This window comes from Streptomyces atroolivaceus (assembly GCF_000717025.1).
GTDB lineage: Bacteria > Actinomycetota > Actinomycetes > Streptomycetales > Streptomycetaceae > Streptomyces > Streptomyces atroolivaceus.
In genome coordinates, this window is the sequence record NZ_JNXG01000028.1 from 35027 (window position 1) to 48644 (window position 13618).

At 70.4% G+C, this 13618-nt stretch carries 14 protein-coding genes and 2 pseudogenes; 7 read left to right on the forward strand and 9 right to left on the reverse strand.

Annotation, left to right across the window (positions count from 1 at the left end):
* Positions 1–136 precede the first annotated feature (136 nt).
* The 3 genes from OO67_RS34430 to OO67_RS34440 all read left to right on the forward strand — a co-directional run bounded on the left by OO67_RS34430 (position 137) and on the right by OO67_RS34440 (position 2249).
* Entirely contained in the window at positions 137–1204 is a 1068-nt protein-coding gene (locus tag OO67_RS34430; RefSeq protein ID WP_033305774.1) for an alkene reductase, read from the forward strand.
* Between the two features lie 92 nt (positions 1205–1296).
* The gene (locus OO67_RS34435) at positions 1297–1797 is read left to right on the forward strand and encodes a MarR family winged helix-turn-helix transcriptional regulator (protein ID WP_033305775.1); all 501 of its coding nucleotides are present in this window, start codon (positions 1297–1299) and stop codon (positions 1795–1797) included.
* Positions 1794–2249, forward strand: a complete 456-nt coding sequence (locus tag OO67_RS34440) for a hypothetical protein (protein ID WP_033305776.1) — start codon at positions 1794–1796, stop codon at positions 2247–2249. The genes OO67_RS34435 and OO67_RS34440 overlap by 4 nt, the downstream gene beginning before the upstream one ends.
* 22 nt (positions 2250–2271) lie before the next feature.
* On the opposite strand, the gene OO67_RS34445 is transcribed toward OO67_RS34440, so the two are convergent.
* From OO67_RS34445 to OO67_RS34460, 4 genes are read right to left on the reverse strand one after another with little or no spacing between them, the layout of a single operon-like run.
* Positions 2272–3306 (reverse strand): LacI family DNA-binding transcriptional regulator, encoded by a 1035-nt coding sequence (locus OO67_RS34445; protein WP_033305777.1) that lies wholly within the window; start codon positions 3304–3306, stop codon positions 2272–2274.
* Between the two features lie 42 nt (positions 3307–3348).
* A complete protein-coding gene (locus tag OO67_RS34450; RefSeq protein ID WP_033305778.1) occupies positions 3349–4209 on the reverse strand; it encodes a carbohydrate ABC transporter permease in 861 nt (286 codons plus the stop codon).
* Positions 4206–5132 carry a carbohydrate ABC transporter permease gene (locus OO67_RS34455; RefSeq protein ID WP_033305779.1) on the reverse strand — a complete coding sequence of 309 codons (927 nt, stop codon included), beginning with the start codon at positions 5130–5132 and terminating at the stop codon, positions 4206–4208. The genes OO67_RS34450 and OO67_RS34455 overlap by 4 nt, the downstream gene beginning before the upstream one ends.
* Positions 5129–6442: an ABC transporter substrate-binding protein gene (locus OO67_RS34460; protein ID WP_033305780.1), complete on the reverse strand. Its 1314-nt coding sequence runs from the start codon at positions 6440–6442 to the stop codon at positions 5129–5131. The genes OO67_RS34455 and OO67_RS34460 overlap by 4 nt, the downstream gene beginning before the upstream one ends.
* A gap of 188 nt (positions 6443–6630) precedes the next feature.
* Here OO67_RS34460 and OO67_RS34465 point away from each other — a divergent pair, with 188 nt between their 5' ends.
* Together OO67_RS34465 and OO67_RS34470 are read left to right on the forward strand one after the other, a co-directional pair.
* Positions 6631–8676: a beta-galactosidase gene (locus tag OO67_RS34465; RefSeq protein WP_033305781.1), complete on the forward strand. Its 2046-nt coding sequence runs from the start codon at positions 6631–6633 to the stop codon at positions 8674–8676.
* Positions 8677–8793: 117 nt separating this feature from the next.
* A complete protein-coding gene (locus tag OO67_RS34470) occupies positions 8794–10353 on the forward strand; it encodes a glycoside hydrolase family 53 protein (RefSeq protein ID WP_033305782.1) in 1560 nt (519 codons plus the stop codon).
* A gap of 114 nt (positions 10354–10467) precedes the next feature.
* On the opposite strand, the gene OO67_RS34475 is transcribed toward OO67_RS34470, so the two are convergent.
* The 4 genes and pseudogenes from OO67_RS34475 to OO67_RS34485 form a co-directional block, all read right to left on the reverse strand.
* Complete coding sequence (locus OO67_RS34475) at positions 10468–11484, reverse strand: VOC family protein (protein ID WP_033305783.1); 1017 nt, start codon at positions 11482–11484, stop codon at positions 10468–10470.
* 71 nt (positions 11485–11555) lie between these two features.
* A pseudogene (locus tag OO67_RS40950) lies at positions 11556–11777 on the reverse strand (TetR family transcriptional regulator); the annotation flags it as partial.
* 9 nt (positions 11778–11786) lie between these two features.
* Positions 11787–11996: a DUF397 domain-containing protein gene (locus OO67_RS34480; protein WP_033305784.1), complete on the reverse strand. Its 210-nt coding sequence runs from the start codon at positions 11994–11996 to the stop codon at positions 11787–11789.
* Positions 11993–12820, reverse strand: a complete 828-nt coding sequence (locus OO67_RS34485; protein ID WP_033305785.1) for a helix-turn-helix domain-containing protein — start codon at positions 12818–12820, stop codon at positions 11993–11995. The genes OO67_RS34480 and OO67_RS34485 overlap by 4 nt, the downstream gene beginning before the upstream one ends.
* 107 nt (positions 12821–12927) lie before the next feature.
* Between OO67_RS34485 and OO67_RS37485 the strand changes: the two genes are divergently transcribed.
* Positions 12928–13188: a hypothetical protein gene (locus OO67_RS37485; RefSeq protein WP_078598498.1), complete on the forward strand. Its 261-nt coding sequence runs from the start codon at positions 12928–12930 to the stop codon at positions 13186–13188.
* Complete coding sequence (locus tag OO67_RS34490) at positions 13185–13496, forward strand: hypothetical protein (RefSeq protein ID WP_033305786.1); 312 nt, start codon at positions 13185–13187, stop codon at positions 13494–13496. Before OO67_RS37485 ends, OO67_RS34490 begins: the two co-directional genes overlap by 4 nt.
* Positions 13497–13509: 13 nt before the next feature.
* Here OO67_RS34490 and OO67_RS38420 read toward each other — a convergent pair.
* Positions 13510–13618, reverse strand: a pseudogene (locus tag OO67_RS38420) (ectoine hydroxylase); the annotation flags it as partial.

The following is a 13618-nucleotide window of genomic DNA, read 5'->3' on the forward strand; positions in this document are numbered from 1 at the left end:
CGGGGCGGTGTCGCTGTCCGGTCCGAAGCCGGGTTCATGACGTCCTCGTGAACTTTACATTGGTCGGCCAATTAATAGGTTACAGTGACGGCGGTCGGTTACTTGGCCGACCACATAAATGGCTTCGGAGGCTCTCATGACCACCGTGTTCGATCCCGTCGACCTCTCCGGTACGCAGCTCTCCAACCGCATCGCCCTCGCGCCGATGACCCGCAGCCGGGCCGGCGAGGGGGGCACGGCCACGGACCTCACCGTCGACTACTACACCCAGCGCGCCTCGGCCGGGCTGATCATCACCGAGGGGATCCAGCCCTCCGTGGTCGGCCAGGGGTATCCGTCCACCCCCGGCCTCCACAGCGCCGAGCAGGTCACCTCATGGCGCAAGGTCACCGACTCCGTGCACGCGGCGGGCGGCCGGATCTTCGCCCAGATCATGCACGCGGGCAGGATCGGCCACCCCGTCCTGCTGCCGGACGGGCTCATCCCGGTGGCGCCCTCCCCGGTCGCCGCGCCCGGCCAGGTCTACACCCACGTGGGGCCCAAGGACTTCGTGGAGCCGCACGAGCTCACCGGCGCCGAGATCCGTGCGACGATCGCCGACTTCGTCACGGCCTCCCGCAACGCGGTGGAGGCAGGCTTCGACGGTGTCGAGCTGCACGGTGCCAACGGTTACCTGATCCAGCAGTTCCTGGCGCCCAACACCAACCTGCGCACCGACGAGTGGGGCGGCTCCGACCCGGCCCGCATCCGCTTCGCCGTAGAGGTGGTCAGGGCGGTCGCGGCCGAGATCGGCGCCGAGCGGACCGCGCTGCGCATCTCGCCCGGGAACCCCTACAACGGTATCGAGGAGCCCGAGCCGGACGCCGTCTACACCGCGCTCGTCGCGGAGCTCGAGCCGCTCGGACTCGCCTACCTGCACGTGCTGGAGCAGGCCGGGACCCGCGAGCTGACGCTCGCTCTGCGCAAGCAGTTCACCGGGACCCTCGTCATCAACGTGTTCTCCGAGGGGCCGACCGGTCCCGAGCACCACACGGTGATCGACGACGGGATCGCCGACATCATCGCCTACGGCGCGCTGTTCCTCGCCAACCCGGACCTGCCGGCCCGGCTGAAGGCCGGCGGGCCCTTCAACACTCCGGACCCCTCCACCTTCTTCGGCGGTGACGCGAAGGGCTACACCGACTATCCGGCCCTGTCGGTCTGAGGTCACGTCCCGCGGAGGGCCGGGCCGTGGGTCCGTTCGGGGTGGGCGGAAAACAGTAGCCATGGACATAGTAGCTATGTACTCTATTTTCCATGAGCAAGGGTTCACGTCCACCGGGGCCCACGCCCGGTTTTCTGGTGTGGCGGCTCGCCAACAAGTGGCGCGTCGCGGTCGATCGCGCGGTGGCCCCGCTGGGCCTCACCCACGCCCAGTACTCGCTGGTCGCGTCGCTGTACGGCATGCAGCGCGCGGGGGAACGGCCCAGTCAGCGGCGCCTCGCCGACCACACCGGCCTGGAGGCGTTGTACGTCTCGAAGCTGGCGCGCGCCCTGGAGACGGCCGGCCTGATCGAGCGCACCCGCGATCCCCGTGACCCGCGTGCCGTGCAGCTCGCCCTCACCGAGCGGGGCGAGACCGTCACGCGGCAGGCGGTCACGGTGGTCCAGGAGCTGCACCAGCAGTTGCTGGAGCCGCTCGGTGGCCTCGGTGCCCCCCGGACACGCGCGTTCACCGATGAGCTGACGACCCTGCTCGACGCACCTCTCGCTCCATCCGTACCGAACGACGAGAGCACTCAGGGGACAACGCCATGACCACCGCCGCATCCACCACCGCACCCCCCGCCGACGCCCGGGTCCTCGGCCTGGCCCACTACGCCGCCCGCGGCGTCCTGGAGCACGCCCTTGCCCGGCACGGCGCCACCTTCCAGCAGCAGATCGCCCTGCGCGCCGCAGTGGCCGCCGACGCCCCGCAGACGGCGGACGATCTCATCACCCAGGTCCGGGGCTTCCTCAAGGCGGATCCGGCCGGGATCCGCGTCACCCTCGACGAGCTGCTGGCCGAACAGCTGCTCGTCGAGGACGGTGCGCACCTGCGCCCCACGGCAGCGGGGCGCGAGCTGCTCGCCGCCGTCGCCGCGGAGACCGCCCCCGTCTCCGCCCGCATCTGGGGCGGGATACCGGCCGAGGACCTGGCCGCCGCCGGCCGCGTCCTCGCCCTGGTCACCGAGCGCGCCGACGCGGAGCTCGCGGCGCTGACCGCCTGACCGCCCCGGACGTGCCGCGGGCCTACGCCGAATCCCGGTGCACCAGCTCCGTGGGGAGGATGACGGCGGCCGGGTCCTCCCCGCCGATCTGCGCCAGCAGGACCCGCACCATCTCGGCGCTGATCCGGTCCCACGGCTGGCGGACAGTCGTCAGCTCCGGGCGCGCCCCGAGCGCCGCGGGCGAGTCGTCGAAACCGCCGACCGCGATGTCCTGCGGCACCCGCCTGCCCGCCCGCTCCAGCGTGCTCAGCACCCCCTGTGCCATCAGGTCCGACGCGACGAACACCGCGTCCACGTCGGGCGCCCGCTCCAGCAGCAGCGCGGCCGCCGCCTCTCCGCCCGCCCGGCTGTAGTCGCCCGGCACGATCAGGGCCTCGTCCACGGGCAGCCCGCACTCGGCGAGCGTCTCGCGGTAACCCGCCAGCCGGTCCACGCCGCCCGGGGTGTCCAGCGGCCCGGTGACCGTGGCGATCCGACGGCGCCCCGACTCGTGAAGGAAGCGCACCATGTCCCGGGCGCCGTTGCGGTCGTCAGCCGCCACGTAGCTGACCCGTGACCCCTGCCCGAGCGGCTTCCCACAGGCCACGAGCGGTACGCCGGCCTCGTGCAGCTGGGCCGCGACCGGGTCGCCGGAGTGGCTGGAGACCAGCAGCACCCCGTCCACGTGCCCGGCGATGTAGCGCATGTTGCGGCGGCGTTCCGCCTCCGTGCCCGCGATCATCAGCAGCAGCGGGATGTCGTGCGCGGCGAGCGCGGTGGTGCAGCCGCGCAGCAGCACGTTGAAGTTCGGGTCCTCGAAGAAGCGCTCCTGGGGCTCGGTCAGCAGGAACGCCACCGAGTCGGAGCGTCCGGTGATCAGGGACCGGGCGTGCCGGTTCACCGTGTAACCGGTCCTGCGTATGGCGGACTGAACCGCTTCGAGCGCGGCCGGGCTGACGTTGTGACCGCCGTTGAGCACCCGGGAGACGGTGCCCCGGGAGACCCCGGCCTCCCGGGCGACGTCGTGGATCGTCGGCGGCCTGCGGCGTCCCGCGCCGTTCTGTTCTGTGCGGCTCATGGTGCTTGATCTTTCATGAAGAAGTGCCCTGTTGAGGAGCTGTCAGGACTTTACGGCGCCGGAGAGCAGGTCGAGGCTCCAGAACCGCTGGATCGCGAGGAACAGGGCGATCAGCGGGATGATCGCCAGCAGCGCGCCGGTGATGACCAGCGTGTAGAGCGCCGGAGTGTTCGAACCCTGCTGGAGCAGCGTGTAGAGCCCCAGGGTGACCGGGAACTTCTCGTCGTCGCCGAGCATGATGTAGGGCAGCAGGAAGTTGTTCCACACCGCCACGAACTGGAACAGGAACACCGTCACCAGCCCCGGCAGCATCATCGGCAGCGCGATGGTCCGGAAGATCCGCCACTCACCGCCGCCGTCCATCCGCCCCGCCTCGATCACGTCGGCGGGTACGGCGGCGGCCGCGTAGATCCGGGCCAGGTAGACGCCGTACGGGGAGAGGATCAGCGGCAGCAGCACCGAGAGGTAGGAGTCGGTCATGTCGACCTCGGCCAGCAGCAGGTACTGCGGTACGGCGAGGATCACCGGAGGCATCAGCACCCCGGCGAGCAGGACGTTGAAGACGGTCTCCTTCCCGCGGAAGCGGTACACGGCCAGCGCGTACCCCGAGACCGCGGACACCGCGGTGGAGAGCAGCGCGCCCGCCCCGGCGTAGAAGGCCGAGTTGGCCATCCACTTCCAGTACACCCCGTCGCGGTACTCCGTGAGGTCGGCGACGTTGTCGGTGAAGCCGGAGCCGGGCAGGAAGGTGAAGGTGGAGAACAGCTCGCTGCCGGACTTCGTCGAGGCGACCAGGACCCAGGCGACGGGCAGCAGGCAGTACAGGGCGCCGAGGAGCAGCGCGGCGGTCGGTACGAGCGGGAGGCGCCGGCGGCCGGGGGCGGCGAGGGGCTGGGTGCTCATCGGGAGTCTCCCTGCTTCGTACGGGAGTTGGCCGCCTTGAGGAAGCCGAAGGACAGGGCGAGGGTGGCGACGGCGATGATGACCGCCTGGGCCGCCGCCGCGTGGATGTCGTTGTTGACGAAGGCGTCCTGGTAGACGTTCATCAGCGGACTCCAGGTGGTGGAGAGCGAGTTGGTCAGCGGCTTCAGTGTCGTGGGCTCGCTGAAGACCTGGAGCGTCGCGATGATGGAGAAGAAGAAGGTCAGGATCAGGGACGGCGCCACCATCGGGATCTTGATCCGCAGTGCGATCTGCAGCTGCGAGCAGCCGTCGAGCCGTGCTGCCTCGAAGATCTCGGCGGGGATCGCCCGCAGCGACGTGTAGATCACGATCATGTTGAAGCCGGTGCCGCCCCACACCGCGATGTTGGCGAGCGACAGGTACAGCGGTCCGCCGTCCAGCAGATCGGGCTGCGGAAGCCCCATCGCGTCGAGCAGGTACAGGAAGGGGCTGACGTCCGGCAGGTACAGGAAGCCCCACATCAGCGCGGCGATGACACCCGGGATCGCGTACGGCAGGAAGATCGCCAGCCTGGTGAAGCCGCGCAGCCGGAGCCCGTCGGTGTCCAGCAGCAGGGCGAAGAGCAGGGCGAGACCGAGCATCACGGGCACGACGATCGCGCCGTAGCCGAGGATGCGGAGCGCGCCGTGCAGCAGCTCCGAGTCGGAGAGGGCGTCGGTGTAGTTGGAGAGCCCGGCCCAGATCTCCTCCCGGGCGCCCTTGCCGAGGCCGAGTCCCTTGACCTCGGTCCTGCGGAAGCTGAGGTGGACGGCGTAGCCGATGGGCAGGGCGAAGAAGAGCAGGAACAGGACGGTGGCGGGGACCAGGAAGGCGTACGGGGCGCTCTTGACCCCGTATGCCCTCCTGCGGGGTGTACGTGTCACTCCGAGACCCCGAAGCCCTGCTTCTTCAGGTCCGCGACGGTGGCGTCCTGCATGGCGGTCAGTGCGGGGCCGAAGTCCGACCTGCTCTTGGCGGCCGCGGCGAAGTTGTCCTTGAAGGCGCTGTACGCGACGTTGACGTTCGGGCCCCAGGCGGCGGGGGCGGTGCCCTTGGCGATCTTTGCGGCCTCGGTGTAGAAGCCGGGCTGGTTGGAGAAGTAGTCCGGGGCCTTCGAGAGCGAGCCACCGGTCTGGGCGGCCGTCGCGGCGGGGTAGATGCCGCCCTCCTTGACCAGCGCGGCGAGCGCGGTCGGGTCCGTGTTCAGCCACTTCGCGAAGGTGGCGGCGGCCTTCTTGTTCTTCGAGTCGTTGGTGACGGCGGTGGAGGAGCCGCCCCAGCTGCCGGTGACGTTCTCACCGGCGGTCCACTGGGGGAGCGGTGCCATGGCCCACTTGCCCTTGGTCTCGGGCGCGGCGGTGGTCAGGGTGCCGGGCGCCCAGACGGCGCTGACCCAGGCGACCTGCTTGCCGGTGTTGAGCGCCTTGTTCCAGGCCGGGGTGTACATCGGCTGGTTGTCGATGGCGCCCTCCTTGACCAGGCCGCCCCAGAAGTCGGCGACCTTCCGCGTGGCCGGGTCGTCGATGGCGACCTTCCACTTGTCGCCGCCCGTGGTCCACCACTTCGCGCCCGCCTGCTGGGCGAGACCCGCGAAGAGGCCCGAGTCGTTGGAGGAGAAGGTCGTGAGGGCCTTGTCCGGCGCCTTCTCCTTCAGCGCGCGGGCGGTCCCGGCGAACTCGTCCCAGGTGGTGGGCACGGTCAGGCCGTACTGCTCGAAGAGGTCCTGGCGGTAGTAGAACATCAGCGGGCCCGAGTCCTGCGGCAGCGCGTACAGGGCGTCCGAGCCGAGAGTCGTCTGCTGCCAGATCCCGTCGGCGAACTGGCTCTTGGCGTCCCCCGCCTCCTCGGATATGTCGGCGAGGACGTCGTTGGACACCAGGGTGGGAAGTGCCTGGTACTCGGCCTGGACCAGGTCCGGGGCCTTGTGCGCCTTGGCCGCCGTGATGATCTTGGTGACCAGGTCGTCGCCCGACGCCTGCTTCTTCACCGTGACGGTGATGCCGGCTTCCTTGCCCGGACCCTTGTTCCAGATGTCCGCGACCTTGTCCAGGCCGGGCGCCCACGCCCAGTAGGTCAGGGAAGCCGGACCGGAGGCTGCCGGCTCGTCGCCCCCGTCGTCCGAGCCGCAGCCCGAGAGCAGGGCGGTGGCGGCGAGTGCGGCGGCGGTGGACACCGCGACGGTGCGGTATTTCATGGTTTCTCCCCTGACGAGACGAACAGACGCATCGGCGGACTGGCCGGTATGGCGCTGTGAGCGTTCACAGTAGAGAAACGAAACCGACACTTGTCAATGGTTGTTGCTGTGCGGTTATGTTGGCCCTGCGCCGCCGAGAGTGTGTGTGCACGTTCCCAGAAGTTGTCCCAAAGAGCCAGGAGCTGTCCATGCCGCACTCAGAATCCGCTCCCTACCCGGCCGGCCTGCACAAGCTGGCCTTCGGCGGCGACTACAACCCCGAGCAGTGGCCCGAGGAGGTCTGGCACGAGGACGTCCGCCTGATGCGCGAGGCCGGCGTGACCATGGTCAGCGTCGGGATCTTCTCCTGGGCGCTGCTGGAGCCCGAGCCGGGCACCTACGACTTCGGCTGGCTCGACCGCCTCCTGGACCTGCTGCACGTCAACGGCATCCGCGCCGACCTCGGCACCCCCACCGTCGCCCCGCCCGCCTGGTTCTACCGCGCCCACCCCGAAGCCCTGCCGGTCAGCCGGGACGGGGTCCGCTACGCCTTCGGATCACGCGGCGCCATCTGCCACAGCTCGGCCCCCTACCGCGCGGCGGCGGCGAACATCACCGAGCAGCTCGCCCGCCGCTACGGGAACCACCCCGCCCTCGCGATGTGGCACGTCCACAACGAGTACGGCGTCCCGGTCAGCGCCTGCTACTGCGACAGTTGCGGCGCGCACTTCCGCCGCTGGCTCACCGCACGGCACGGCTCGGCCGACGCGGTCAACGAGGCCTGGGGCACCGCCTTCTGGGGCCAGCGCTACCGCAGCCTCGACGACATCGACCCGCCCCGCACCACCCCGACCGTCGGCAACCCGGCCCAGCAGCTGGACTACGCCCGCTTCGCCGACGCCACCATGCGGGAGAACTTCACCGCCGAACGCGACATCCTGCACCGGCTGGCGCCCGGAATCCCGGTCACCACCAACTTCATGACCGCCCTCAGCCAGTGCGAGTCCGTCGACTACTGGGCCTGGGGCCGCGAGGTCGACATCGTCTCCAACGACCACTACCTGATCACCGACGGCCGCCGCACCCACGTCAACCTCGCCATGGCCGCCGACCTCACCCGCTCGGTGGCGGGCGGCGCGCCCTGGCTGCTGCTGGAGCACTCCACCAGCGGCGTCAACTGGCAGCCCCGCAACCCCGCCAAGCGCCCCGGCGAGATGGCCCGCAACAGCCTCGCCCACGTCGCCCGGGGTTCCGAGGGCGCGATGTTCTTCCAGTGGCGGCAGTCCCGGCGCGGCGCCGAGAAGTTCCACTCCGCGATGGTCCCGCACGCCGGTACCGACACCCGGATCTGGCGCGAGGTGAGTGCGCTCGGAGCCGGGCTCGGCCTCCTGGAGGGCATCAGGGGCACCCGGACCGTCGCGGACGTGGCGATGATCTGGGACTGGCAGTCCTGGTGGGCGCAGGGCCTGGAGTGGCGCCCGAGCGAGGAGCACGACGCCCGCGAGCGCGCCGACACCTTCTACGCCTCGCTCTACGACCGGCACCTCACCGTGGACTTCGCCCACCCGGACGCCGACCTCTCCGGCTACCCCCTGGTCGTCGTCCCCGCCCTCTACCTGGCCACCGAGGAGACCGGCCGCAACCTGCGCCGGTACGTCGAGAACGGCGGCACCCTCGTCGTCTCGTACTTCTCCGGCATCGTCGACACCGACGACGCGGTGCACCCCGGGGCCTACCCGGGCGCGCTGAGGGACGTACTCGGCCTGACCGTCGAGGAGTTCGCCCCGCTCGCCGTGGGCGGGGCCGTCCGCCTGATCACCCCCGAGGGTGCCACCGAAGGCCCTGAGCTGACCGGGGACCTCTGGTCGGACGTGGTGGTCCCGCGCGGCGCCGAGACCGTCTGGTCGTACGCCGACGGCATCCCGGCCGGCCGGCCCGCCGTCACCCGGAACAGCCTCGGCGAGGGCACCGCCTGGTACATCTCCACCCGGCTCTCCGGCCCGGACCTGGACGCCGTCCTGGACCGCGCGGCCGCCGACGCGGGCATCGAGCCGCGCACGAGCCTGCCGTACGACGTCGAGGTCGTACGCCGCACCGGTGAGAGCGGCACCTACCTCTTCGTGATCAACCACAGCGACACCGACGCCGGCGTGGCGCTGGACGCCGCAGGCACCGAACTCCTCACCGGGGAGCCCGCCGTGGACAAGCTCGCCGTTCCGGCGGGCGCGGTCCGCGTCGTACGGCTCGACGGCTGAGGCGCACAAGGCACCCGAGGTACAGCACGCCACGCCGAGGCGCCCGAGCCGCACCGCAGGGCGCCGAGGTGGGCACCTACCCGCGTCATCCCCACAACGGTCGAAGGGACATCGACTATGTACGGAACAACGCACACCCGCGCCAGAGCGGCCGGGGCGGTGGCCGCACTCTCGGGCCTCGTGTTCGCCGCGCTCCCCGCACAGGCCGCCCACGCGGCCACCACCCCCGTCAACACCGGATTCGAGTCGGGCACGGCCGGCTGGTCGACGTACTCCGCCGGCGGGCAGAACGCCGCCTCCTTCACCGAGGCCGGCGGGCACGGCGGCAGTACCCGGCTCAGCCACTGGTCCGCCTCGGCGTACAAGGTCGAGACCTACCAGTACCTGAGCGGGCTCACCGACGGCACGTACACCCTCAGCGCCTGGGTCCGCTCCGGTGGTGGGCAGAACTCCGCCTACATCGCCCTGCGCAACTGCGGGGCCGCCGAGCAGCGCACCGACCTGCCGCCCACCGCGAACGGCGCCTGGATCCGGCTCGTCACCTCCGTCAAGGTGACCGGCGGGGCCTGCACCATCAGCCTCAACTCCGACGCGCACGCGGGGGAGTGGGCCAACTTCGACGACATCACCTTCGGCCGGGGAAGCACCGGGCTGAGCGTGAAGGGCGGTGACCTCTCCACCCTCCCGAAGAACGAGGCGTACGGCGCGACGTACAGGGACGCGAGCGGCAGGGCCGGGGACGCCATGAGCATCCTCAAGAGTTCCGGCATGAACCACGTGCGCCTCAAGGTGTGGGTGAACCCGGCCGACGGCTACAACGACAAGGCCCACGTCCTCGCCATGGCCAAGCGCGCCAAGGCCCTCGGCATGAAGACGCTCATCGACTTCCACTACTCCGACGCCTGGGCCGACCCGGGCAAGCAGATCAAGCCCGCCGCCTGGGCAGGACACAGCTACAACCAGCTGCGCACCGACGTCTACAACCACACCTACGACGTGCTGAACGCCCTGAAGGCCCAGGGGACCACGGCCGACATGGTGCAGATCGGCAACGAGACCAACGCCGGAATGCTCTGGCCCGAGGGCTCCACCGACAACTGGTCACAGCTGGGCGGCCTCCTCACCTCCGGGGCGAACGCCGCGAAGGCGGTCTCCTCCGGCACGAAGGTGGCGCTGCACCTCGCCGAGGGCGGCGACAACGCGGGCACCCGCTGGTGGTTCGACAACGCCGTGGCGCAGAAGGTGCCGTTCGACGTCATCGCCCTCTCGTACTACGGCTACTGGCACGGCTCGCTGTCCGAGCTCCAGACCAACCTCGACGACGCCGCCTCCCGCTACGGGAAGCCGGTACTGGTCGCCGAGACGGCCTACGCCCACACGCTCGCCGACGCCGACGGCCTGGAGAACAACGTGGCCACCGCCGACCAGCTGGTCACCGGCTACCCGGCCACCCCGGCCGGCCAGGCGGCGAACCTCCGGGACGTCATGAACGTCGTCGAGGCCGTCCCGAACGGCCGGGGACTGGGCGCCGTGTACTGGGAGCCCGCCTGGACCGCCGCGAAGGGCAGCGGCTGGGACCCGGCCGACCCGTCCTCGGGCAACGCCTGGGAGAACCAGGCGGTGTTCGACTACAACGGCAGGCTGCTCCCTGCGGCGGCCTGGTTCTCGCACAGGTAGGCGTCCACGCCGGTCCGGTCACACTCCGCGTCGCTGATCCCCCGGTGGACCTCGGCGCGGAGCCCGGTCACCAGCTCCCGCAGCCGCGCCCGCGCGGCCGCCGGCCCACGTAGATCACCGGTCGTCCAGCGGCGCACCGTGCCACTTCCACGACGTGACACGGTCGCGGCCCGGCAGATCCGCACGGCCGGTGCACCAGAGCAGCACGGTCCACCGGTCCTCGTCGTCCGGGGCGTCGGGGAAGAGCCTGGCCAGCACCCGGTCGCAGAGGTCCCGGGGCGGGGCCCAGGAGAGCGACAGTCCCGCGGCGACGTCGTAGGTGTGTACGAGGGTCTCCACGACGCCCATCGCGGCGAAGCCCTCCGGGTCGGAGAGCCCGAACACGTGGTGGGAGCGGACGTCCGCAGGGGTCGTACGCACCATCGCCGTCAGGAGGGCGCCGCTCGACTCCAGCGTCTGGAGCAGCCCGGACGTTCCCGCCCCCGGGTCCGCGAAGACCGAGTTCCCGGGGCCGCCCTCGCGGTCGGGCGCGTACCGGTACGGCACCTCACGGTCCTGCGGGGGCCTGCGCCCGCCCAGCTGGACGGCGTACGCGAAGAGGTCGTCGCTCAGGTGCTCCACGGTCTCCCAGCAGTCCCACGTCAACGACCCGGCCGGGACACGCCAGTTGTCCGCCGGGGACTTCGCGAGGGTGTCGACCGCGAGCCGCACGGCCAGCGTGACGTCGTCGGCGGTGACGGGCAGCCGGGCGCCCGTCAGCGCGGCACGTTCGCGTGCACCGCACTCCACGCAGAACTCGTTACCCTCGGGATCGGCCAGGGTCGCCCACCCCCGGCCGTCCGGCTTGCGGTGGTCGGCGACCAGCGTGGCGCCGAGGGCCAGCAGCCGCTCGACCTCCTCGTCACGGGTGCGGTCCTCGGGACGGACGTCCAGATGGACCCGGTTCTTGGCGCTCTTGGACTCAGGCACGGTGACGAAGAGCAACGCGGCCCCCGGTGCCTCCACGAGAGCCTCGGGATCGCCGGGCGCGTCGTCGTCAGACACGGGCGAGCCGAGCACCTCGGCCCAGAAGCCGGCCAGCTTGTAGGCGTCGGCGCAGTCGATGGTGATGTGCTGTACGAGCGAAGTCATGGGCGCCACTGTCTCCGCTGACCCGGGCCGAGGTCCAGCGAGTTGCACGGCCGCCGGGAGCGGCTGGGCTGGGTGGCGGGTTCCTCGAACAGGTTCGTCAGCCAGAGCTTTCGGTCGGCGGCGATGCGGTGGGCGGGGTGCAACGGGTCAGGGAGTTCGGCGAGCGCGTTGATGATCGCGCAACCACGGGTGCTGGTCCGCTCCGGATCCGCAGTGCGTCGAAGGGGGCCCGGCCTCGACGGGGCCCTCGCAGGGTACAGGGTCCGCTTGGTCACCCCTGAGTGCTCGACGAGCCCCGCCGCTCAGACCACGCCGAACGCCCCGGCCTTGACGCCCGTCACGAAGGAGGCGAAGGAGGTGGCGGGCAGGTTCAGTACGGGGCCGCCCGGGTTCTTGGAGTCGCGGACGGGGACCACGCCGTGCGGAACGGCGAGGTCGGCGGCCACCTCGACGCAGGCGCCGCCGTTGTCGCTGTAGGAGGACTTGGTCCAGCGGAGGGTATCGGTCGTCACGGAGCGCCCTTTCGTAACTGGCTGATCATGGCAACGGATGCCGCCTGAGGCATCGATTCGGCCTGTAGTTGATGGTAGGCCGTCAGCATGGGCAGGACGGAAGTGCTTTCGCGTTCGAGCTGACCGCGCTGGGCGGACTCGGCGTAAGACATGAGCGAGCGGTCCGGCATCGTCAGGACGTACAAGGGCAGGTTGAACGTGCGGCGTGCTCCCATGGAGTAAGGCGCGATCTGAAGCACGGTGTTCGGCAGCTCGGCGAAATCGATCAGTCGTGCCAACTGCATGTCCCACGCCTCCGGTTCGCCGATCGGGCGACGGATGCAGCTCTCGTCCAGCACTGCAAGCACGATCGGTGCGATGGGGCGAGACACGGCCGCCTGCCGCTGCTCGATGGTCTTCACCCGCTCATACGCCTGCTCAGGGGTGATGGCTCCGCGCTTGACGGCACTGTCCGCCAGCTCTGATGCGTACGCCGGTGTCTGAAGGAGGCCAGGGATGACCCCGATCTCGAAGAGTCGGATCTCCGACGCCCGGCCCTCGAACCCGACATACTCCGGGAACCCCTCCAACAAGGCGCCGTTGCGCATGGAACGGAACAACTGCCCGAACGTGTCGCCCGTACCGAGCACCTTGTCGACCCTCTCCGCGAAGCGAAGAGTCGGCGGTTTGCGATTGGTTTCGACAGCCGAGACGTGCGTTCCGGAGTACCCCATCGCTCGGGCCAGTTCGTCTTGTGTGTATCCGTACCCGTCCCTCGACCTGCGCAGACGTTCCCCGAACGCTGCGGATGCCGAAACGTCAGGGTCAAGCTCCTTGCGGTTCAACGGCGTCCCTCTGACTCTTCCTTCGACTTCCACCAGTTGAAGACATGCCGACCCTAGGGCACGGTGAAGCCTCCCCGTAGCGGATCAGCTACAGAGAGGAGTTGTTCGTGCCTGGAACGAATGGTCTTCGGGGCGGGCAGGAAGCCCCACGCCCCCCGGCCCCCGGCACCCTCGTCGTGGACACCGCCCGTGATGACCGGGTGGGTGAGTTCCGAGGAGTCGCGGGCCCCCGCTGGTCGCTGCGCCCTGTCCGGGGCGGGGCCGAATGGGAGGTGGACCCGGCGTACGTACGGCTCGCGACGCCCATAGAGCGCCTCCGGGCGGAGACCGCGCGATGCAACGCCCGGAGTGAAGGGCGTTTCCTGTGAGCGGAGTCGACCCGCGCCTCGCTCGTCAGGACGGCGACCCGTTCATCTCGTTCCCACTGACGGCTCCGGAGTCCGTGCCCGGGTGTCCCGAGTGCGGCCGTCTCGTGTGCGCCGAGAAGCTGGCCGACGAGCAGGCCGACCCGTCCAGGGCGACGGACGAGCGTGTCAGGCTCCGTGCGCACCTGGAGGCCGAACACGGGGTCCCGCGCCCGCAGACCGGGGCACTGACGGGGGACGACCCGGAGCGGAGCCACACGCGGGGAGGACGCGGGAAGGGCGGGACGCCTGATGCGTCCCGCCCCACCTGACCGTCGTACGCCCCTACTTCACCGGCGTGAAGTCGCGGGCTCCGATGAACTCGGGCCGGCGGATCGGGGCGGCGAAGGGTTCCTGCGCCGTGTTCTCCACGCTGTTGAAGACGATGAAGACG